Source organism: Ignavibacteriales bacterium, assembly GCA_016709765.1.
Classification (GTDB): domain Bacteria; phylum Bacteroidota; class Ignavibacteria; order Ignavibacteriales; family Ignavibacteriaceae; genus IGN3.
Genome location: JADJMD010000013.1, coordinates 1,234,352 through 1,258,588, shown reverse-complemented (window position 1 = coordinate 1,258,588; position 24,237 = coordinate 1,234,352). Strand labels below are relative to the sequence as shown.

The window sequence follows — 24,237 nt, the reverse complement described above, 5'->3', positions numbered from 1 at the left end:
GAGGAGAATAAGATGAAAAGGACTATTTCAATTTTATCTGTTCTATGCCTTCTATTAATTCTCTCCTGCAAAGATCTTGTTGTAACTGAACCTGACTCAAATCTGAACGTTGAAGATTTTGAAGCAGCATGGAAAAGAATTCAAGATGTTTATCCTTACCTTGAATTCAAGAAAATTAATTGGGATTCGATTTACACAATTTACCGCCCTCTTGCAGAAGCTGCGCATGGAGATGAATTTTATCTTGTGCTTCGGGATTTGTTGGCTGAACTTAAAGACGGACACGTTTACTATCGCACAAAAGGCGGCGGAGAAGTTTATCCCTACTATCCGCAAAGACATTTTAAGGACAGACATGCTTATAGTCCATTTGTTGTAAGAAAATATTTTGACAGAGAGTTACGATTAACAGAAAGCAGTAGTATCGAATACGAAATCTTACCCGGCAACATTGGCTATGCTTTCCTTTCGGATTTTCATAAAACATATATGATGGAAGAATTTCCAATTGTGTTGGAATATCTCAAAAACACCGGGGGATTAATTCTTGACATTAGACAAAAACGCGGAGGCAGTTATCAAAATATCGAAGCAGTTATCACACGTTTTTTAACAGAGCCACTTGAAAGAAACGATGCTTACACTTATGGTGAAAAATGGGTTCTACCTCCTTTCCAGCCGGCAGGCCCATTTCAGTATACAAATCCGGTTGTGGTATTAATAAATGGTTCAACATTTAGTGCCGGAGAGTTTACCACAGAAATTTTAAAACAGCTTCCGCACGTAACTGCGGTTGGCGATACAACCGGTGGTGGTTCTGTTGGCGGCGGTGATGAAGGTCTGTTTTTTCTGCCAAGCGGAAAATCAATTGATATTGGTTTTATCGATATCAGACGTTACGATGGTCTTCCGTGGGAATGGCTCGGAGTTCCTCCGGATATACGTGTTGAGCAAACAGAAGCAGATATTCTTGCAGGAAGAGATAAACAATTAGAGTATGCGATTGGGATGCTGAAATAAAGAATGCATATGTTATAAATTTAAATTAGATCTTTCCCAAAATTAAAAATATTGAAAGGCATAAAAATGAAATGTGAAAAATGCGGTCAGGACTTCCCCTCTGTTTACTACTTTAAAACCGATACGGTTTGTATTGAATGTTTCAAAAAAATGACACCCGATGAACAGCAGGCTGCCGTTTATAAACAGCTAATGAAACATCCAATGACAACAACAACATTTACAATTGAAGGATATAAAATTATTAAACAACTTGGTGTTGTTCGCGGAATTACTGTTCGGTCTCGCTCAATCTTTGGTACAATCGGGGCAGGGATACAAACTATTTTCGGTGGCAATATTTCATTATTTACTGAATTATGTGAAAAATCCCGCTCAGAAGCCTTCGATATGATGGTTGAGCATGCACAACAAATCGGAGGCAATGCACTTGTTGGAGTAAGATACGACACAACCGAATTAATGAGCGGTGTAACTGAAGTTTTATGTTATGGAACCGCGGTTGTTCTTGAAAAACTAGATTAACCGTTAAATACTTAAAATATTATATTGGTTATAGTAATTTACGAGCGGTTAATTTATCTCTTTAAAAAGCAACCCAGAGCATCTATTTTTTTTGTTGAATTTAAAATTAATTAATCCCAAATAGCCGCTAAATTTTTTTATAATGTTCAAGAATGAGATTAGGTTAAGAAATATGAATAAAAAACAAAGACTAGCATTACTTGGAATTATAATAACAATGGCTGTCGGTGCATTAACAGCATATTCAATGATTGGCAACGTGGCAAAGTTACCAAATCTAATAACTTTGTACGCTAGCGGCTTTGCAAGCGGAGTTTCGCTTTTGGCGTGGATAAAAAATCGTAAATAAGCGTACGACAAAAAACGATGTAATTTTGTACCAAACTATTTTTCAATAATGCTTTAGCAATCGAAAGATAAATATGAAAACAATCGGACTAATCGGTGGAACCGGATGGGTTTCTACACTTGAATACTACCGTCTTATTAATGAAGAAACAAATAAACAACTTGGTGGGCATAATGCCGCTCGCTGTATTCTTTATTCTTTTAATTATGCGGATATAAACGAATTTAATCTTCGCGGAGATCATAGAAGGCGTTTATAAATTTGTTCTTGATGCAGCAAGAAAACTTAAAAGTGCTTCAGCGGATTGCCTTGTTCTTTGTGCAAATACATTGCATCAATATGCAGATAGAATTGTTGAGGAAGTTAAACTACCAATAGTACACATTGCTGATGCAACTGCGGTTGAAATAAAGAAGCAGGGATTATCCACAATCGGATTGCTGGGAACGAAGTTTACAATGGAGATGGATTTTTATACAAAGAAATTAAATGATGCCGGTATTAATTCTATTGTGCCGGAAAAATCCAAAAGATTATTTATTCACGACACAATTATGAACGAATTGCTTAAAGAAAATTATAAACAGGAATCAAAGAAAAGTTTTTTAGACATAATAAATGGTCTTGAACAAAAAGGCGCGCAGGGAATAGTTCTTGGCTGTACAGAGATTCCTTTGCTAATAAAACAATCAGACACTCATTTGCCTGTTTTTAATACTTTAAAGATTCATGCAAAAGCGGCTGTTGATTTTGCAGTTAAAGATTAACCGACCTTATGTTATAAATTCATTCTTTCATTGATAATCAAAAGATTGAATATTTAATATCAGCACATCCTCTGCTTTCTTCATTGTGCAGTGTTAAATATACACTGTAAATTAAACGCAATGAATTTCATTCAATCATATATTGAACTTTTGCACAACGGCGAACTTTATAAGCGAGCAGAAAAAGCTTATGCTAATCTGGAATCCTGCACAAGCTGTCCGCGCGATTGTAAAGTAAACCGACTTGATAATGAATTGGGAATTTGTACAAGCGGACATTTACCAATCGTATCTTCTTATACAAAGCATTTTGGAGAAGAACCTGTTTTATCCGGAACAAATGGAGCCGGAAATATTTTTTTTGGTAACTGCAATCTTAAATGTATCTACTGCCAGAATTTTGAGATCAGTCAGAATCCAAAAATTGAAAAGCAAAAAGAAGTTTCGCACGATCGTTTGGCTGAAATAATGATTGAACTGCAAAATAAATCTTGCCACAATATCGGACTCGTTTCCCCAACACATTTTTCAGCAACAATTTTAAAATCTATTTATTTAGCTGCTCAACAAGGATTAAAACTTCCGATAATCTATAACACAAATGGATATGACTCTGTTGATATGCTAAGACTTTATGATGGTGTGGTTGATATTTATTTGCCGGATTTAAAATATGGCAATAGTGAATATGCAAAAACGTATTCGCTTGTTGATAACTATTTTGAAAAATCTAAGGAAGCAATTAAAGAAATGTTCCGCCAGGTTGGTGATGAGCTTGTTTATGACGGTGATGTTGTTGTACGGGGATTAATTATCAGGCATCTTATTCTACCGAATGATTTATCAGAAACAGAAAAAGTTTTTAAGTTTATTGCGGAAGAATTAAGTCCTAAAGTTCATATTTCTTTAATGTCGCAATACTATCCCACTAACAAAGCGTATAAAGATATTTTAATTGATCGTGCTTTGCGGAATTCTGAATATGAAAAAGCCCTTGAGTTGTTAGACAAATACGGTTTACACAATGGCTGGATACAGGAAATGGAAAGTGCAAATAATTACAAACCGCATTTTAATGAGGACAGACTAAATCCTTTTAGAGATTAAGTCATTTCATTAATTGTATAATTAAAATATTATTACAATATTTTATCAACTTTTCTCCCGAAATTATATAAAACATCATTTATGAAAAAGTTTTTTAGCCTTTACATTATTATTCTTATGCTTGTCGGTGGATTATCTACAACAAAAGCATGGGTTTATCCTGAACATAGAGACATTGCGCTAATTGCAATTCAAAACCTTAGTCCCGAATATCGTAGTGTACTTGATGCTCTTTGGGCCGAAGCAAGAAAAGGATACGAATTCAGATTAACTGAAGCAGTAATTGATGCAACACAAAGCACGAACCCTGCTCAACTGGATTATGCCTCCTGGCCAGCAATATCTGGCGATCATTCTTGTTCAGCGAAGAACATGCTGCACAATGTACTTGAAACAGAGTGGATATTAAAAGTTGCTGATATTACCGCACAATTAAAGATTGACATCTCAAAAGCAAAAGACAGAATTGCAAGAATTAATGCTCTAAGAGAATCCGACCTTAAATTACAATCCGCTGACCCGGAGTATGCAACAAGAGCAGGATCAAACAATGTGCACTTTCTTCTACCATTATCCGATCCTTCAATTAAACTTGATACTTACATTTTTCGCTGCCTTGCCGAAGGAACAGAACTTAATGCCTTGGGTATTTATTCCTGGTATCATTCCCGAGCGATAGCAAAAATTTCAAGAATAAACTCAAACAATCTAACTCCCGAAGAACGCTCTGTCCTGATACTTTCAGCACTTGCCGATGAAGCTTTTGCTTTGCACTTTCTTCAGGATGTTTTTGCTGCCGGCCATGTTGCAGGAACCCGTGGTGATGCTTCACAGAGAAAAGGTACCCATGACTATTACAACGAATACGGTCTTAAAGTAAGCACATGGGAAGGAGAGAGCCTTGTATTAACAGGCGATGCCTGGATGCGACATGAGGACAGCGAAAGAGCATCCATTGCAGTACGAATGAGTCTTGAAGCTTTTCTTAAAGCGGCAAGCAATAGTTTTAATGATCAACCCATTCTTAAAGAAATCAATCTAACCACGCCGGAAGACTTTAATGTGTGCACCAATAATTTTATACCTGCAATAAAAACAGGCACTAAATTTATTTTGTCATTGCAGCCAATATTTATGAAAACCCCTATTCCCGGGTTATCACAAGGCTTGGGGGAGTTTCCCAGATTTAGAGCCGAGCTGGGTGCTTTTGTCGGATTTTCACCCGCAATGCGCGGCTGGTTATTTTCGGGAGGTTTTGGAAATGGACAAGAAACTATCGGTGTTTCAGGTGGATTGGAGGTAGCGGCGCGTTTAGGAATAGGATTAGATGGTGTATTAAATGAATCGGGAGACGGTCTGGCTTTTCTTGATTTGGGCTGGAGACAGGATGGTTCTTCATCCACAGAAGTGCTGGATGTTGAAGAGCTAAGAGCATATGGAAATATATATTCAACAATTCCAGGAAGATCTGCTTTCAGTGCCAGATTAAGACTTCCATTTTATGCATTACCGGGTGATCTTTTAATTCTTGGTCCATTATTATTTTTTATTGATCAGGAAGCATTAACCAGTGTTGGAGTTTCTGCGGTTAATGGCGGGCTTATTCCGTGGCAGGCAGGAATCGAAACTTCATTTGGTCGTTTCCAATTTGTTCTTGGGAGAGAAATTGCGGTTTACCTGTATGGCAGAACAAAAACACCGGATGCACTAGTTACTTATTCTACTGGTGAAAACGGCATTGAGGATCTATTTGTTATCTCCTACCGTTCTACAATGGTTGAGTTTCCTATTTTAGAATACAGACCATTCAGATCATTCGATGCAGATCAAAGATCATCACTTTTTATTCAGCTTTACGGTGCTGCTGATTTTCCTCATAATGTTCAAGTCCTTGAATCGCTTTCGGGAACGACAATACCACCGGATCTAAAAACAGTCTGGCACCTTGGTTTAAGATTGATTTTTGATTGGAGACATTATTTATAGTTTTAATCGAAAATGATAACCTGTAAAAACTGTAATAATACTTTTGATGGAAGGTTCTGTAACAACTGCGGCCAAAATGCAGACACAAACAGGCTTGATTTTAATTTCCTGATAAAAAACTTGCGTAAGAATTTATTAAAATATTTTCACGGTGGAATCTTTTATTCAGCAGGGCAGTTGTTTACAAGACCGGGACACACAATAAGAGAATACATTGAGGGTAAACGGGTAAAACATTTTGAACCGATTGCTTTGTTATTAACTCTGGCAACTTTGTACGGACTGCTTTATCATACTTTTGGTATTAATTTATTTGTTGATGTTTCTAATAGCACTGCTTCTGTTAATAACACTAACCTGAATATTATTAATGATTGGATGTCAAATAATTATTCATTAGAAACGTGTTTGTTTGTTCCGATATATGCTTTGGGATCATTTATTGTTTTCCGAAAACAAAAATACAATTTTATTGAGCACGTATATTTAAATACATTTTTAGGCAGCCAGAGAATTTTTCTTCACCTTCTGATATTTCCTCTGTTTGTTGTTTTTAACGGAACCGCACAGCTTAAAGTGGTTATGGATGTAAGCATATTTTTAGATATTATACTTCTCATCTGGAGTTACACGCAATTTTTTAATAGGCTAACAAAAACAAAAGCTATACTTCTTTCTGTATTAAGTTATCTAATCTTTTTAGTTTTCTTTTTAATAATCAGCTCGGCGGTATTGTTAATCTTTAATTTAGTTTAATTATAAAAAACTTTTTCTGCCTAATTGTTTTTAAGCATTTCTTTTTTAAGCTCATCAATTTTACTTGGCCTAATTGCCACCTGAAGACTTAATATTATAAATTGCCTACTACTAACTGTGGACTGAAAACCGGTTTTATTTGTTATTCGTTAATTGAGTTTACAGCCTTTTTGTATCCCGATATTTCTTTTTCCCTGAGAGAGTACTGGTTGGTGGTTTTAGAATTGGTTAGTAATAAACATGAGCAGAGAAAAGAAATTCTAAAGTACTGTTTAATTAAATTTGTATGTTATTATTATATAAAATGCCACAGCGTACCGTGGCATTTTAATATTAATTTTTTAAGTAATTAATAGTCTACTAATGAAATCATAAAAAACTTGTACCTAAGACTCCCATCGTCATCGCGATCTTTCCTTAAAGTTATGTTATAATCACCTGCTTCAAATTCAAATCCTTCCTGTCCACGTCCATTATCCCATGTATCTTTGGGCTCCATATCGGCTTCAGCTAGAGTCAGTACAAAATAATCCCATCTGGCAGGATTGCTTGAATATTCCCCCGCCGAATAAATCTCTTCATCATAATCACCAATCACACGTATATAATATTCGTCATCCTCTAAATGTTTAACAAAGTCTATCTGGTAATGCGTGGTATCATCTTCGTCATCATCTTCTTCAAGTAAATAATCCAGGTTATAAAATTCAAAACCTTTCATTTTTAGAAACTCTTCTACCTCTGCTCTATTTTTAGCAAGCTCAAGCAATTTAGTTATATCGGTAAATTCCACATATTGGGCATATGAACTGCCGATGCTTAATATAAAAACAAAAAGGAATGTGAAATGTTTTAACATGTTAATTTCTCCCTTGTAATAATTGATGAGGGTTTTTGATTTGAATAAAAGATGAGCCGTACTGCATTTTTATACTATACATAAAAAATATTTTTATTGCTGATGAAAAATTAAAGGTTGTTTTGATTTAAACAAATTGGAAGGATGTTTTTAGTTCATATGCCTTACTAATTTTTTTTGTTTCACTACTTATTTGCTACGACGCAAATTATTTTTAGAAACAAAACTTTCCAAAATTCGTAAACAGTATAAAATAAATCCTATTAAAGATTTGCGCCCGGTTTGTCCAAATTGTCATGCAATGATTCATAGATACTAGGTTGCAATGGATATTGATGTTCTTAAATCCCATCTCAAATCATTGGTTAAATAATTTACTAGTCTGTCACAGCTTGCCCTGATATATCGAGGGACCTCTCCGTTACAGAATCAATGCGCACCCTCTCCAAATCAAACTATAAAAAAACTAAAAAACCGTCTCTTTATGCAAAAACAAGCTAAATTCGCATAAAAACACATTGTAACACCGCAAAAACGCAATGTAACTTCTCAAAAATGAAAAGTAACCTCACAAAAACGCTTTGTAAGTTCATAAAAACAGAATGTAACCTCACAAAAACACAATGTAAAATCGCAAAAACAAAAAGTAAAACTCCAAAAACAAACTGCCTTTCTTTTACATTAATGCTTTTCTATCCCCTTTTATTAAAGCGTCTGTCCTGCACTTATTTCGGGAGGCTGGTAAGTTTTAAAAACATACCTCAAAGCGTTCTACATCTTTTCATACTTCAGCAAATTTATTCCGCACTTAAATGTTGTAGAGTTAGTTAGCTTTAATTTCATCATTTCGGGCAATGTATTAAAAATTGTCAGTCCGGTTTTTAAAGCAGTGGGATTAACAAACAAATAATATTCATCAATAAGGTTTTCTTTTACCAAAGCAGAAACAAATTCAGCTCCGCCGTAAACAATAATACCTGCCTGTCCGGCTGGCAGGTCATTTCCATCCTGTTGTTTTAGTTTATTTACCTCTTCAACAACATTGCCCTTAGCAAGCACAGTATTATCCCAGGTACTTTTATCAAGCGTTTTAGTAAAAACAACCTTATGATAGTCCACCATCTTTTTTGCAAACGGATATTCTTCGGTGCCCTGTTTGTTCTTAACAATATCAGACCAATGAGTGATAAAGCCATCTGCCATTTTTCTTCCGAGAAGAATAGTATCAACAGAATCAGTAAGGTTGGTAACATAATCTTTAATGTCATCAGTCCAATCCCACATCATCCAATCAAGCTCACCATTTGGTCCGCCAACAAATCCATTAATAGTTGTCTGCATCTGTAATTTTAATTTTTTCATTTACTTGCCTTTGCTTTTATTTTTTAATGGTGTTGGCTTGTTGTGCAACATCAGCAAAAACTTTGTGCATTGCTGCTGCATATGCACTCTTTCTTAAAACATACCATTTTCGTTAATCATATCTTCGGGTATCTGCTGATTCAAATCCCAAAACTCCACAATTTTATCATTAGAAAATTTAAGTATATGAACCACAGCTAACCCTGCATCATTATTTGTCTGCTTTATGTAGGAATGATAGGCAACCAGATCCCCATCTGATATACAGTGTTTAATTTCAAAAATTCTGTTAGGATTTACCTTGCTACTATCTTCCATTGCAACCATCAATGAATAGGCATCCCCTTTAAAGAACGGATTATGATGTTTGAAATTATTATTTGTATATAATTTAAATGCTTGTCGCGATTTACCTGCAGCACAAAGAGTTAAAAAGTCTTTACCGATTTCTTTTAATTCTTTAGCAGTCATTTTATACTTTTCCCTTTTTTACTTTTATTCATTTGCAAGATGATGTCCTCTTTAACTCTAAACTTTGTGATCTTTGAAACTAAAGCTAATGGAATCTTTTCATCCAGCTGAAATTGAATCGCACCTTTTGATGTTTTATACACCTCAAGTTCTTTGCTAAAAACTTTTATAGGATTTGCAGTCGGGTAAAACCCGATATGATTTTTATTAACAGCAAAGTAAACAAGCACTTTATTTTGTTTAAATGCCGGCATTCCGTAGCTGATAACTTCAGTAGCTTTTGGTGCGGCTTTCATTATTGTTGCACGAATAGTTTTCAGCTTTGATTTTATCTCGTCTGGATATTGATTTATATAATCATCAATTGACTTTATTTTATCTGTATTCTGTTTCATATTTTATTCTGCTGCTTTTTCTAAATCAGTAATGATGATCTTTTTCATTTGCAGCATTGCCATCATTACTTTTTGCACTTTTACCGGATCAGGGTGACTTAATAGTTCCATTAATTTTGTTGGAACAATTTGCCAGCTTACTCCGTATTTATCCTTAAGCCAAGCACATTGGCTTTCAACTCCGCCATCTGAGGCAAGCTTGTTCCAGTAGTAATCAACCTCTTCCTGATCTTTACAATTAACAACAAATGAAAAAGCTTCATTAAAATCAAATTTATGTTCGCCTTGTCCGCTCATCGCGTTAAAGAGGTAATCGGATAATTTAAATTGTGCAAAAAGCAGCGCACTATCCGGCAAACCTAAAGATTTATCATAAGGTGATTCCATTACTAATTTTGATTGAGGAAATACTGATGTATAAAAAGAAATTGCTTCTCTCACTTTTAATACTTTTTCATTAACAAAAAGCAGGGCGGGAAGTATTTTCTGCGGATTGTTGATCTTATCTACATCAAGCTGCCAGGACAAACCAAATTTATCAATTACCCACGCATACTTAGGGCTCCAATCGTATTTATCCAAAGGGAAAATAACTTTACCACCATCTGATAGCTTATTAAAAACTTTTTCAATTTTTGCATCAGATTCGCAGTAAACAAAAAAAGAAGTTGACTGATTTAATTTAAAATGTGGCCCGCCGTTAAGTGCAGTAAAGTTTTGTCCTTCAAGTTGAAATGAAACGGTCATTGCTGATCCGGGTTTTTGCCCTGAGGCTTTAGCACTTTCTTCATTGTAACTGGAAACGTTGAGAATTTTAGAATTATCAAAGACGGTTATATAAAAATTTGTCGCTTCTTCAACTGATTTATCAAACCATAAAAATGGGGTTATTTTTTGCATTTTATTTCCTTTTTGTAACTTTAATGTGACCCTTTAGAAATTCACTTTTTTAATTATTAAATGTGTCGCATTTTCTGTTGCGGCTTGTTCTACGCATTTATATCCTAAGGAAACCATATTTATTCCAGAAAAAAGATTTTCTCCCGAACCCAAAAAAATAGGTGAAACAACAATATGCATTTCATCAATTAGCTTTGCGTTTAGATACTGACGAATTACATTTGCTCCTCCACCAATTCGTACATCTTTTCCTTTGGCAGAATCAAATGCACGTTCAAGTGCAGCGTGAATACCTTCGGTAACAAAATGAAATGTGGTTCCTCCTTCCATTTCAATTGATTCACGCTTATGATTGGTTATGATAAAGACAGGAACGTGATATGGCGGATTATTACCCCACCATCCTTTCCAATTAAGGTTTGGTAGGCCGCGATATGGACTATACATATTACGCCCTAAAATCCACGCTCCAATATTTTTAAAACCTTTTTCGGCAAAATCATTATCAACTCCTGATGTTCCATCACTCTTTCCTAATACGTTTTGTTGAAAAGTTTTTGTGGGCAAAAACCATTGGTGAAGATTTCCACCCCCAACACCCAATGGATTTTCCAGGTTTTGATTTGGTCCCGCACCAAAACCATCAATTGAAATTGAAAAACTTTCTACTCTTAATTTTTGCATAATTCCTTCTTTAATAATTTTCTTTTGTAAAACTTATCATCCATTCAATACCAAATTTGTCTCTAAACATTCCAAAGTATGAACCCCAAGGACTGTCGGAAATAGGCATTTCAATATTGCCACCTTCCGAAAGTCCGTTAAATAATTTGTCTGCTTCTTCACGACTTTCTGTGCTAATTGATATTTTAGATCTGTTTTCATTTTCATTTACTTGTCCCATGCTTTCTGGAACGTCATTGCCCATTAAAATGTTTTTACCAATAGGCAAAGCAATATGCAGTATTTTATTTTTATCATTTTCTGCTACTGGAAATTCAGGGCTTGATATCTCCTTTAAGCGAATAATTTTTGCAAACTCTCCACCAAATACTGATTTGTAAAATGTGAATGCTTCTTCGGCATTTCCGTTGAAGTTAATGTGAGGATTAATAGATACCATATGTTACTCCTTTTTAAGGATATATTAAATTGAGGATTAGTTTGCTCAGAGCAATTATAAAAAATTGTCATCTAACAATAAATAACCAAATTAAAACAATGTGATTTTTAATAATAATTTTTTGAGATCTAAATTGAACGATGCAGTAATCAAGTTTTCACTCTTTTGTTGGTCCGCTCAATTTTCTTTTCTTAAAAGAGAATTAGCATTAGTCAATTATTAGAAATAATTTTCTCCAAACTAGAAGGAATTTATTATGAAATATTATTGCTTATTTATTCTTGCAACCATTTTCTTTATAACTCAGCTTTCTCTTAATGCTCAAGGTGTATCTAAAGAAAATATTGAGAATGCTGAAAAAATTATCGATCTCCATTTTACAGATGCTGAAAGAGATTCAATGCTTAGTTCTCTTGAAGAACAAAAAGGTAATTATAAAAGAATAAGAGACGTTGAACTTGATAACAGCGTAATGCCATCATTACTTTTTAATCCAATACCTGTTGGATTTATTTTTCCCCAAGAACAAAATCCAATAAAGTTTAGTGATTACTCAAATATAAAAATGCCATTTAATAAAGATGAACTAGCTTTTTATACAATCGGACAACTTGCTGAACTAATTAAAACAAAACAAATATCCTCAACTGAATTAACAAAGTTTTTTATTGAGCGCTTAAAAAAGCTTGATCCAACTTTATACTGTGTTGTTTCTTTTACCGAAGAAAGAGCTTTACGCGAGGCTAAAATAGCGGACGAAGAAATTGCTTTAGGAAAATATCGGGGTTTACTTCATGGAATTCCGTTTGCAGTAAAAGATTTGCTTGCTACTAAAGATTATAAAACTACCTGGGGTGCAATGCCCTATAAAGATCAGATAATTGATGAAGATGCAACGGTAATAACAAAATTAGAAAATGCTGGAGCGATACTTATCGCAAAACTTTCTATGGGTGCGCTTGCCTGGGGAGATGTATGGTTTGGAGGAAAAACGAGAAACCCTTGGGATACAACAAGCGGCTCAAGCGGTTCTTCCGCAGGTTCTGCTGCCTCTGTTTCAGCCGGGCTGGTTCCATTTGCAATCGGAACAGAAACTTATGGGTCTATTGTGTCTCCTTCAACTGTATGTGGCACAACCGGACTAAGACCAACTTACGGAAGAGTGAGCCGGACAGGGGCAATGGCTCTTAGCTGGTCTATGGATAAGATTGGTCCTATTTGCAGATCAGCCGAGGATCTTGCTATTGTTTTTAATGCTATTTATGGAGTGGATGGTGTTGATCAGACATTATATGATGTACCGTTTACTTATAATCCGGTTATAGATATTGAAGGATTGAAAGTCGGATACCTTAAAAAAGATTTTGATAAGCTTTACGATTTTCACAATAACGACTCAATTACACTAGCAAAACTCAAAGAACTTGGAGTTGAGTTAATACCGATTGAACTTCCCGATTATCCTGTAAATGATCTTACTATTATTCTGTCCGCAGAGGCGGGTGCAGCGTTTGATGAATTAACACGCAGCAACAAAGATGATTTATTAGTAAGACAAATAAAAAATGCATGGCCAAATTCATTTCGTGCTTCCAGATTTATTCCTGCAGTAGAATATATAAATGCTAGCCGCATAAGAACGTTGCTGATTCAGGAAATGCAAAAACTAATGAGCAAAATTGATTTATTCATTGCCCCCTCCGATAATGGAGATAGTAATATTATTACAAATTTAACCGGACATCCATGTGTTGTCTTACCAAACGGTTTTTCTGATAACGGAACCCCAACAAGCATTACTTTTATTGGAAGACTATTTGACGAAGGTCGATTAATAGCCTTTGCAAAACTCTATCAGGATGCAACAGATTTTCATAAAAAACATCCGGCTATGTTTAAATAATTAACCTGTTTTTATAAAAGGGATATAGCCATAAAGTGAAAACATTATTAGAAATCTTACACACATTATACGTAATTTTACTTTATATAATAGGACAAATACACCAATGATATTTTCTTTTACACATCTTAAGAAACTAACGGCAATTCTCTTTTTATTTTATTCTTGTTCTTTAAATGCACAAGGACTTTTTATCAATGAGTTTATGGCTTCAAACTCAACTACAATTACTGACCCTGATTTTAATAACTATGCGGATTGGATTGAGATTTATAATTCCGGTTCCACCTCGGTTAATTTAAAAGATTATTACATAACTGATGATTTATCACAACCACAAAAATTCCAACTCCAAAATGACCTTATTGTAGAAGCCGGCGGATATGTTTTGATCTGGGCCGATGATGCTAACACCGGCAATCATGCAAATTTTAAATTAAGTGCTGATGGTGAAAGTATTGGATTGTTTAATTCAATTTTAACATTGGTTGATACAGTAACTTTCGGTTTGCAGCAAACCGACATTTCTTTCGGTAGGTTTCCAAATGGAACAAACGATTGGTTCCAATTTTCTCCTGCAACACCAGCATCGGCAAATTTAGAAGTTGGCATTTTTAATATTCTTCCCGTGCCGATAATATCAATTCAAAGTGGATTTTACTCTTCATCAATTAGTGTTTCTGCGACACATAGCTTAGCAGATGTAACAATTCGTTTTACAAGCGATGGAACAATTCCAATAGCATCAAGTGATGTTTATTCTATTCCTTTGCAAATTGATTCAACCTTTGTTTTAAGATTCCGTGCATTTAAAGATGGCTTTTCACCAAGCACAACCGAAACAAGAACATATTTCATTAATGAAACAACTGATCTTCCCGTATTCTCTCTTGTTACCGATCCTGCAAACTTTTTTAGCGATACTTCAGGAATTTATGTTATCGGCACAAACGGAATAATTGGTAATTGCAGTACACAACCAAGAAATTGGAACCAAGATTGGGAAAGACCTGTTAGCTTAGAGTTTTTTGAGTTTGACAAATCACTTGCATTTAAAGTTAACTCAGGGGTTAAAATCTTTGGCGGATGTAGCCGCCTGTATCCGGAAAAATCTCTTGCATTTTATTTTCGAGGAGAATATGGAAATGATAAACTCCGCTATCGTTTGTTTGATGATATCCCAGTTTACGAATACAATAATTTTATTTTACGAAGTTCTGCTCAAGATTGGTGGAGGACAATGTTTAGAGATGGAATGGTGCAAACGTTAATTGAGCAAGGAATGAAAGTCGATTATCAGGATTATCGTCCATCAATTTTATTTATTAACGGTGAATATTGGGGAATTCATAACATCCGCGAAAAGTTGAACGAACATTATGTTTTTTATCATCATGGGGTTAATAAAGATAATATTGACTTGATTGAGATTAGTAAAGGAGTTTACGCAAACAATGGTGATTTAACTGCTTATAATGATATGATCACTTTTCTTTCCACAAAAAACATGGCGCATCCACCTAATTATGATTATATAAAATCAATAGTAGATATTGATGAGTACATAGATTATCAGATTGCACAAATTTATTCTGCAAATGGCGATTGGCCCGGATCAAATATGAAGTTGTGGCGGGAAAGAACTGAAGGTTCAAAATGGCGATGGATGATTTACGATCTTGATTTTACTTTTGGCGGCAATTCACAGGGGTTGGCAACAACAAATACATTAGCACAAGCAACTGCAACAAATGGACCTGATTGGCCAAATCCGCCTTGGTCAACTTTAATGTTAAGAAAGCTATTAGATAATCCGGAATTTAAAAACGAATTTATCCAGAGAATGGCTGCACACATTAATACCACTTTTGAACCTAATCATGTACTTTTTGTAATCGATAGTATGGCGCAAAATATTGCTTCGGAAATTCCAAGACATAAAGAAAGATGGCCTCAATCAATTTCTTTTGGCGATACCTGGGAGGAACTTATAGATATGATGCGCAGCTTTGCTGTTGACAGACCTGTAAATATAAGAGGACATTTTTATACTAAGTTTGGTATTACGGGCTCGGCTTCCCTCGTTATTAGCAGAAATAATCCTTCATGGGGAAAGGTTTTTACAGCAGGGGTTGAAGTTAAAGAAAATGCTTCAACAAATGTTTTCTTTGATAATATCCCTTTAACAATTAATGCATTACCAATGCCGGGTTATCGTTTTGTTGGCTGGGAAGGTATTTCAAATGCAACCACTCCAGAAATTTCTGTTTTACTTGAGCATAATTCAACTTTAACTGCTTTGTTTGAGCCAGACGAACTAACGGTTACTTCAATTGTGATAAATGAAATTAATTACAAATCATCTACTGTATTTGATACAGAAGATTGGATAGAATTTTATAATCCCGATGATGCTGCGGTTGATATATCTGGATGGAAGTTTGGCGATGATAACTTGGCGAATCAATTTGTTTTTCCTGCCGGAACAACAATTTATGCGAAGGATTATTTAGTCCTTTGCCGAGATACAATAAAATTCAAACAACTTAATCCAAACCAAAATAAAATTTTGGGCAACATAATTTTTGGTTTAAGCAGTGATGGCGATCATATAATGCTAAAAGATAATTCGGATAATCTAATTGATGAAGTATCATACTCATCCAGTGGAATCTGGCCAACTCTTCCAAACGGAAATGGACCAACATTAGCATTAATAAATCCACAGAGGGATAATTCTCTCGTTGAAAGCTGGAGTGCATCAGGACTTTATGGAACGCCTGGATATTTAAATGATATCTACACGAAAGTCGAAGGTGAAGAAAATTTAATTCCGAGTGAATTTACGTTATTTCAAAATTATCCAAACCCGTTTAATCCAAGCACAAAAATTAGTTGGCAGTCACCAGTCGGCAGTCAACAAACATTAAAAATATATAATCTACTTGGAAGTGAAGTTGCAACATTGGTAGATGAATACAAAACAGCAGGTACTTACGAGGTAGAATTCAAGGCAACAAAATATCCAAGCGGAGTTTATTTCTACCGTTTACAAGCTGGTAGTTTTGTTGAGACTAAAAAGATGCTCCTCCTAAAGTAAATTACTTGAACATCAGGGGCGGATTGATTCTGCCCTACGTTATAATCAACAATATTTTTCATTCCCCAACTAATGCCCATCAAAAAACATTAATTGAATTCTATTTATTATTTTAAATGTTACTTAATAGCTTATAGCTTTTTATAATAAGTATGAGGATGGATCATGAAAATCATATCAACCCTGATAATTATTCTATCACTCTATTCAACGCTTGCTGCTCAATGGCATTTTTCAAATAGTTTGCACAAAACAAGATCGGGTTTTGGTACCGCTTACAAATCAGAAAACGGGGGGATGGAAAATATAACAAACGTCCCTTATGAAGATTTAGCATGTAAAAAGTGTCACTCAAGTACGGGCTTATATCAAAATGGTGAACCTATACCCCCGCAAATTTATACTCCCATCTGCTTTGATTGCCATAATTTTCAAACCACGCTTAATGTTCCTGAAGATGCTTGTCTAAGCTGTCATCAAAGGCAACTAAGGGAAAGAGAAATCTACTCTGGAATGGATGTTCACACAAATGAGGGGATGACTTGCTTATCTTGTCATACCAAAGAAGAAGTACATGGCGATGAAAATATTCTTTATGCTTCCCTAAAAGATTCCGGGGCAGTAAAAGCAAAATGTACAAATTGTCATACACAGCTTAGTAATAATGGCTCTCACAATCGTCATCGTTATAAGGTTGATTGTTCAGCTTGTCATGCTGTTTCGGTTTATAGTTGTGCAGGTTGTCATTTTGAAAGTTTTATAACAACAGGAAAGAAAAGATTTAATAATGAATTCACGGATTATCGTTTGCTAATTAAAAAAGATGGAATGGTTAAACTGGGTGCTATAGTTACACACAGTTATAATAGTAAAACTAATTATATAATTTCATCAACGCATTCCCACATAATTAAAAAAAATGCAACATCTTGTTCAGATTGCCATCGCGGAATGGGGCAGATTAATCAGGCTATTCAAGAATATAATGACACAGGATTTATTACTCTTACAAAATGGGATTCAACAAATAAGAAGGTAATTATTCCGCATCAAGTAATTCCAATTCCAAGCGATTGGATGCAATCATTAAAAATTGATCATTCAACTTACACTGGGGATTCAACAATCTATCCATCAAATCCTGATTTATGGGAATTCTTAAAATCCGAGACAGATAATGCACATTTGTATTATGCTGAGCCTTTAGATTCATCAACATTATCTAAACTCGGATTCACAAGATTTCCAACTAGTGTTGAATCAAAAAAACAAATCCCAATGGAATTTATTTTATATCAGAATTATCCAAACCCATTCAACCCGGGGACAAAGATTCAGTATGCAATAAGCAGTACACAATTTGTGCAATTAAAAATTTATGACTTTCTTGGTAGAGAAGTAACAACATTAGTTAGTGAAGAAAAAGTTGCAGGAAGTTATGAAATAAACTTTGATGCATCTCAACTTACAAGCGGAATTTATTTTTACCGATTACAGGCCGGTGATTTTATTCAAACGAAGAAGATGATCCTGATAAAATAACTCCAGCGTTAAAAATTCAATAACGCTTTACTCTTAAAGCAGGATTTGCTTTATTAGTAAAGCATTTTTTCCAAATATTGGTGTTACTATGAAATCGCTCATACTCATGCGAAATTCCTTCTTAATAATTATTTCAATTATCACGTTCATATTACCACAAGGCAAAGTATATCTTGTACTCGGTTCAGATACCGCGATTTGGGATGGAATGAATACAGCCAAATATAATTGTTATTACAATTTAGATTTATTTACTGCGGCAAGCAGTAATACTTCTGTTGTGATGAGCGATGCTTTTCGGAATCAAATTGTGGATTCTTATGGCGACAAACTAAAAATGACCTGGTGGATGATGGCGGGTAATATTTTCCGATATGCAACTAATAATAATGTTCCCATTAGCAATACAATGACATTATACTTAATGAAAAAATATTTTGGTGATAAAATAGAAACATGGAATGATGAGCTATCTTTACATTATCATACTTTCTGGTGGACAGATTATGACGCTGATGGTAATTACTGGTGGAATCAAGCACACACATTTTTAGAAACAAAAGATGATTTTGATTTTACTCTTGCTCAATATCTACTTGAAGAAAATGTTTTTCCTGTTTCATTTAGAAGCGGATGGCATTACATGGATAATGATTGGCAAAATTATCTAAATGATTTATTGCCATATAGTTTGCATAACGATTATCCCGCTGTGCGCAATGATATCACCGAACCGATTGATAATGTCTTTAATTGGTCTCTGTCATCTTCAGAATTTGTTCCCTTTCATCCGGCAACTGATAATTATCAGCTAAGTGGAAATGGGAAAGGATGGAATGTAAGATCAAAATATATGGGTTCTGTAACGCAGCAGATGATGGATCAGATATTTCAAAAAGCAAATCAAGGTACTGATCAAGTAGTTTGTTTTTGGTCGCATCTTCCCGATCAAAATTTCTTAACAGAAATTCAGCAGGTAAATAACATAGCTCATCAATCAGCAACTAATTATCCTGCAGTGCAGTTTAAATATTGCACAGCCATTGAAGCATACCAGCTTTGGCTGCAGAGTAATGATACACAGATACCAAACTTGCAATTAACAGAAGAAGTAACTGGAACGGAAGTAAAATTTTTAATAAACACAAATGAAGAAATTTTTCAGTCGCAGCCGTTTGTAGCGATTAAAGACCGATATGAAAGGTACTTTAAAGTTAATTGTGAAAATGTATCACAAAATATCTGGCGAACAAGTACCTCTTTTCCTCTTAGCGAAATTGGTAAAGTTGGTGTGGCAGTTACGGACACAGTGGGAAATTTAGCAACTTCATTCATTAAATATTTATCTGACGATAAATTTATTGATAATGGAGATACCGGTTACAGTGAAATTTATGGCAACTGGGCAACATCTACATCTACAGCATGGAACCTTGATTCAAGAGTCGCAAATCTTAACAGTAGAGATTCAGCTAAGGTAAAATGGAATCTGGAAAATGAATCGACAGGCATGTATAATGTGTTTGTTCAGTTCCCTGAAATATCAAATCACATTGATACTGTCTATTTTGAAACATATGTAAACGGAATAGCTGAAGATACTATCGTTCTCTCCATTTCTGATGAATTTAAAATATGGTTATATGTTGCAACAGTAAATCTTGTAAGCGGCGAAAATAATTTTGTGGAAATGTCAGCAAAAAACAATCAACAAATAATTAGGACGATAGCAGCCGATGCATTAAAACTTACAGCCTATCTGCGGGACAGACAGTTGATCGCTAATACTCAGTTTATAGATCTGGGCGAAGTTAGTGTTGAAGACACTGTTTTGTTTGATCTTGAATTAAGTAACATTGGCATTGATGATTTAGCTGTTACCAATATATATTCCATTGGCGGCAATGTTGAATCATTCTCCGCTTTTCCAATTATTATTTCCGGAATGAAGAATCTAAATGTTCCACTAAGATTTATTGCTAATAATATTGGAACACTTGAAGACACTATTGTTATAAATAGTAACGATCCAATAAATCCAATCCAAAAAATACCGCTTGCTGTTTTGGTGGAAAACTATTTTAAAATAGTAGATAATGATGACCTTGGTATTTATTCTGAGACAGGCGCATGGTTTACAAGCGTAACACAAAGCTATGGTACTTCAAGTAGGTATGCATACATTCAATCGAGTCCCAATGGTCCAACAGCAACATTTACATTTGAGTTAAATAAAGATGGATTTTATGATATCTTTGAAACTCTGCCCACAACCATAAATTCTGCCAATAATGCCTTATATCTAATTATCAAAAATGGTGTTGTTATTGACTCGATGTATCTAAATCAAAACGAAGGAAGCGGAAACTGGAAGAACATTGGGAGATATCTTTTGCCTGCGCAAACCACACTTGCTATAAAAGTAATCGATTCGGGTGAAAGCTCATCTGGACCGGTTTTAAGAGCAGATGCTTTTAAAATATTATTGTTTGAAGAGTCAACTAACATTGTAGATGATAACAAAACACCTATACCAACAGAGTTTGCACTGTTTCAGAATTATCCAAACCCATTTAATCCAAGCACGAAAATTGGCTGGCAGTCACCAGTAAGTGGTCATCAAACATTAAAAATTTATGATGTTCTTGGAAATGAAGTAGTGACTTTGGCAGATGAATACAAACCCGCAGGAACTTATGAAGTTAATTTTATTGCTAAAAATATTTCAAGCGGGATATATTTTTATAAACTTCAATCAAGCAATCTTATTGAAACTAAGAAGATGATTCTTCTAAAGTAATTTTCTACATAAATCGTAAAAAGAGTTGTTACCATTTACAAATTGATTTTGTGAGTGGTTGACAACTCTTTATCTAATAGTTAACTTCGCTTCAAAAATTTTCCCTCAATTATTTTTCCAATAATATTAATAAATAAGATATCTTGATTTTATGAATTATAGGATAAATTTATTTGCAGCTTTACTCTTTGTAATAATTCAGGGCAATCTTATTGCTCAAAACGATATTATGAATCCTAAATCCAACTACACATTATCTGACACAACAAAAGCATTAGAATACTATACTGATGGAAGAGGATTATTATATAAAGCAAAGTATGATAGTTCAATTATTCTATTAAAAAAAGCGATTGAAATTTATAAAAGTATATTAGAACAAAATGACGAACATAAATTTTGGGTAAAATATATTCAGGCAAAAAATTATATTGGATACAACCTTTGCTTTCTCGGCAAATATGATGAATCAATTAAATATTTATCAGAAGCCCTAACATTATGTGTTGATAAATTAGGCGAGAACAACTTAACAGCGGCACAAATTTATCAATCAAGCGGAATTTATTACGACTATACGGAAGATCTAAACAAATCCCTGGAGATGTTTCAAAAAGCATTAGAGTTAAGGATAAATCTTCTTGGTGAAAACCACTCAGATGTTGCGGATACATATAATAGTATAGGCATTATCCACTCGAAAAGATCCAACAAAGAAAAAGCACTGGAGTATTTTTTAAAATCACTCAAGATTAAAAAAAATATTTATGGTGATGAACATTCTTCAACTGCCGCTTCTTACAATAATATTGGCATCAATCACTTTGATAGAGGTGATTATGGGAAAGCACTTGAGTTTTATCAAAGATCTTTAAATATAAGATTAAAGGTTTTTGGAGAGAAGCATCATCTAACTGCTTCAAGTTATAACAATATTGGTAATTGTTATCAGAATATGACTGAATATGATAGGGCTGAAGAAAACCATTTAAAATCTCTTGAAATAAGAAAGAGTGTGCTTGGAGAAAAGCATGATCTTGTTGCTACAAGTTATAATAATCTTGGTTTGGTTTATTGGAAGAAGAAAGAACTTAAAAAAGCATTGGACTATTTTACTTTGGCGCTTGATCTAAGATTGGAAATATTTAAACAAAATCATCCTTCTATAGCTCAAAGCTATATGAACATCGGTTTAATATATAACGACAATAAAGATTTTGACAAAGCGATTGAACAATACCATAAATCTTTAATGGTATGGAAGAATCTTGGCGAATCTAAGCGAACAGACATTTCAAAAGTTTATCAAAACATTTCTGATACTTACTTTAATAAATCGGAATATGATTCCGCATTAATTGCAATTCAAAAATCTATTATTGAGTCTGTTCTGAATTTTAATGACGATAATGTTGATGTTAATCCACATTTAAATTTTGTGCAATCCGAAGTTCAATTACTTAATTCTCTTAAGATAAAATCAAAAATTCTGCTGGCAATAGCGGAGTATAAAAATCAAGGCAAGGAAAAAGAAACGGAAACATTAAAAAAATCACTTGCAGTGATGAGTTTAGCTGACAGCTTGATCGATAAAATGATTCAGGGTTTTAAGAATGAAAACTCAAAATATTTTCTGGGTGAAAACTCTTCATCTATTTACGAACAGGCTGTTGAAACTTCATTAAGGCTTTATAATCTGACTGGAAATATTATCTATAAAGAAAAAGCTTTTTATTTTATTGAAAAAAGCAAAGCGGCTGTTTTGCAGCAAGGGATTCTTGAATCAAAAGCTAAGCAGTTTGCAAATATCTCTACTGAAATTTTAGAAAAAGAAAAAAAGATTAATGAAGATTTGTTGTTTTATGATTCTCAACTGCAATTAGAACTGCAAAAGAAAAGTAAGCGGGACAGCTTAAAAGTATATGACTATCAAAACAAAGTGTTTGAACTTAAAAATCAACACGAAAAATTAATTGGCGAAATAGAATACAGTTACCCCGTTTATTACAACCTTAAATATCAATCAAGAATTCAAACAACGTCTGATATTCAAAAACTTTTGTTTGATGATTCTGTGATTCTGGATTATTTTGTTGGCGATAAGTCAATTTATATAGCTCGAATAGGAAACGATGACTTTGAAATATCCGCAATTGATAAGCCGGAGGATTTTAATAACAGGATAAAAACTTTTTATTCGTCTATTATCAAAGCAGATAACACTAATTATATAAATAGCTCAAATCAACTTTCGGAATTACTCATAAAGCCGATTGAATCCTTGATAATCAATAAGAAAGAATTAATAATTATTCCGCATGATGTTTTATTTAAACTTCCGTTTGAAGCTTTGTTTACAAGACCGCAAAAAACCTCAACAAAAAATTTTAGTGAACTGGAATACTTAATTAAAAAATATGATGTGTCGTATCATTACTCCGCTAATCTCTATGCCGATAAGTTTGATGATAGCAAAAACAAGCATGCAGAAAATGAGTTTAGTAAAAACTTTATCGGCTTTGCCCCGGTGTTTCCTAAAAACGATTTAATTGGTTATACAATCTCGAGTGGTAATCAAACTGAACTTTTGGCACTTTCAGAAGAAGTTGTTCGATCATTATCGATTGACGGAAAAACGTTTGATGAATTAAAATACAGTGAGTGGGAGATAAGTTCTATTATAGATCTTTTTGCTGCTAAGAAGCCGGAACAGATTAATACCGCATACTTCTATTCGGATGCGAAAGAGGATTCTTTCAAATTAAACGTTAAGGATTATAAAATTGTTCATATTGCTTCTCACAGTTTTATGAATGAAGAGCGGCCGGATATTTCGGGAGTAATATTTGCTCAGCCAATCGATTCAAATTATACCGATGATGGAATTTTATACGCAAGCGAAACATATAATTTAGATTTAAATGCAGATCTTGTTGTTTTGAGTAGCTGCGAAAGCGGCTTGGGAAAATTATTTAAAGGCGAAGGAATGATTGCGCTTACTCGTGGGCTATTGTACTCCGGAACGTCCAATATAATTTTTTCTTTGTGGAAAATTTCTGATAAGCATACTAGCGAATTAATGGTTGAGTTTTACAGGCAAATGACTTCGGGGAAATCCTATTCGGTATCATTGAGAGCCGCAAAACTTAAGTTGATTAAAAATCAGGTTACAGCAAGACCAAGATCGTGGGCGGGATTTTTATTAATTGGTGCAAACTAAATGGAAATGCGATGGAATTTTAATTTTATGTATGCGGCCATTAGGAGATTCT

General features: G+C 34.3%; 18 protein-coding genes and 1 pseudogene. 12 read left to right on the top strand and 7 right to left on the bottom strand.

Features of this window, described 5'->3' with window-relative positions; all coding sequences use genetic code 11:
* Positions 1–12 precede the first annotated feature (12 nt).
* From IPJ23_15190 to IPJ23_15160, 7 genes and pseudogenes are all read left to right on the top strand, one after another.
* Positions 13–1,020: a hypothetical protein gene (locus IPJ23_15190; protein MBK7632020.1), complete on the top strand. Its 1,008-nt coding sequence runs from the start codon at positions 13–15 to the stop codon at positions 1,018–1,020.
* A 192-nt stretch (positions 1,021–1,212) separates the two neighbouring features.
* Positions 1,213–1,545 (top strand): YbjQ family protein, encoded by a 333-nt coding sequence (locus IPJ23_15185; GenBank protein MBK7632019.1) that lies wholly within the window; start codon positions 1,213–1,215, stop codon positions 1,543–1,545.
* A gap of 172 nt (positions 1,546–1,717) precedes the next feature.
* Positions 1,718–1,894: a hypothetical protein gene (locus IPJ23_15180; protein MBK7632018.1), complete on the top strand. Its 177-nt coding sequence runs from the start codon at positions 1,718–1,720 to the stop codon at positions 1,892–1,894.
* A 73-nt stretch (positions 1,895–1,967) separates the two neighbouring features.
* Positions 1,968–2,661: pseudogene (locus tag IPJ23_15175) on the top strand (aspartate/glutamate racemase family protein).
* A 120-nt stretch (positions 2,662–2,781) separates the two neighbouring features.
* A complete protein-coding gene (locus IPJ23_15170; protein MBK7632017.1) occupies positions 2,782–3,768 on the top strand; it encodes a radical SAM protein in 987 nt (328 codons plus the stop codon).
* A gap of 81 nt (positions 3,769–3,849) precedes the next feature.
* Positions 3,850–5,754 (top strand): hypothetical protein, encoded by a 1,905-nt coding sequence (locus IPJ23_15165; protein ID MBK7632016.1) that lies wholly within the window; start codon positions 3,850–3,852, stop codon positions 5,752–5,754.
* Positions 5,755–5,874: 120 nt separating this feature from the next.
* On the top strand, positions 5,875–6,510 hold the full coding sequence (locus tag IPJ23_15160) for a DUF3667 domain-containing protein (GenBank protein ID MBK7632015.1): 636 nt from the start codon (positions 5,875–5,877) through the stop codon (positions 6,508–6,510).
* Positions 6,511–6,859: 349 nt separating this feature from the next.
* Here the strand turns inward: IPJ23_15160 and IPJ23_15155 are convergent, their stop codons facing one another.
* From IPJ23_15155 to IPJ23_15125, 7 genes are all read right to left on the bottom strand, one after another.
* A complete protein-coding gene (locus IPJ23_15155; protein ID MBK7632014.1) occupies positions 6,860–7,369 on the bottom strand; it encodes a hypothetical protein in 510 nt (169 codons plus the stop codon).
* Positions 7,370–8,140: 771 nt separating this feature from the next.
* On the bottom strand, positions 8,141–8,731 hold the full coding sequence (locus IPJ23_15150; GenBank protein ID MBK7632013.1) for a dihydrofolate reductase family protein: 591 nt from the start codon (positions 8,729–8,731) through the stop codon (positions 8,141–8,143).
* Between the two features lie 93 nt (positions 8,732–8,824).
* Entirely contained in the window at positions 8,825–9,202 is a 378-nt protein-coding gene (locus IPJ23_15145) for a nuclear transport factor 2 family protein (GenBank protein MBK7632012.1), read from the bottom strand.
* Positions 9,199–9,597, bottom strand: a complete 399-nt coding sequence (locus tag IPJ23_15140; GenBank protein ID MBK7632011.1) for a DUF1801 domain-containing protein — start codon at positions 9,595–9,597, stop codon at positions 9,199–9,201. The genes IPJ23_15145 and IPJ23_15140 overlap by 4 nt, the downstream gene beginning before the upstream one ends.
* Positions 9,598–9,600: 3 nt before the next feature.
* Positions 9,601–10,497: a VOC family protein gene (locus tag IPJ23_15135; GenBank protein MBK7632010.1), complete on the bottom strand. Its 897-nt coding sequence runs from the start codon at positions 10,495–10,497 to the stop codon at positions 9,601–9,603.
* Positions 10,498–10,530: 33 nt separating this feature from the next.
* Positions 10,531–11,181, bottom strand: coding sequence for a dihydrofolate reductase (locus IPJ23_15130; GenBank protein ID MBK7632009.1), 651 nt, complete (start codon positions 11,179–11,181; stop codon positions 10,531–10,533).
* 10 nt (positions 11,182–11,191) lie between these two features.
* Positions 11,192–11,620, bottom strand: coding sequence for a VOC family protein (locus IPJ23_15125; GenBank protein MBK7632008.1), 429 nt, complete (start codon positions 11,618–11,620; stop codon positions 11,192–11,194).
* A gap of 256 nt (positions 11,621–11,876) precedes the next feature.
* Between IPJ23_15125 and IPJ23_15120 the strand changes: the two genes are divergently transcribed.
* From IPJ23_15120 to IPJ23_15100, 5 genes are all read left to right on the top strand, one after another.
* Positions 11,877–13,523 (top strand): amidase, encoded by a 1,647-nt coding sequence (locus tag IPJ23_15120; protein MBK7632007.1) that lies wholly within the window; start codon positions 11,877–11,879, stop codon positions 13,521–13,523.
* A 106-nt stretch (positions 13,524–13,629) separates the two neighbouring features.
* Positions 13,630–16,623: a CotH kinase family protein gene (locus IPJ23_15115; GenBank protein ID MBK7632006.1), complete on the top strand. Its 2,994-nt coding sequence runs from the start codon at positions 13,630–13,632 to the stop codon at positions 16,621–16,623.
* Positions 16,624–17,574: 951 nt separating this feature from the next.
* Entirely contained in the window at positions 17,575–18,165 is a 591-nt protein-coding gene (locus IPJ23_15110; GenBank protein ID MBK7632005.1) for a T9SS type A sorting domain-containing protein, read from the top strand.
* A 2,335-nt stretch (positions 18,166–20,500) separates the two neighbouring features.
* Positions 20,501–20,965, top strand: coding sequence for a T9SS type A sorting domain-containing protein (locus IPJ23_15105; GenBank protein ID MBK7632004.1), 465 nt, complete (start codon positions 20,501–20,503; stop codon positions 20,963–20,965).
* Positions 20,966–21,116: 151 nt separating this feature from the next.
* Positions 21,117–24,185 carry a CHAT domain-containing protein gene (locus tag IPJ23_15100; protein MBK7632003.1) on the top strand — a complete coding sequence of 1,023 codons (3,069 nt, stop codon included), beginning with the start codon at positions 21,117–21,119 and terminating at the stop codon, positions 24,183–24,185.
* The last annotated feature ends 52 nt before the right edge of the window (positions 24,186–24,237 follow it).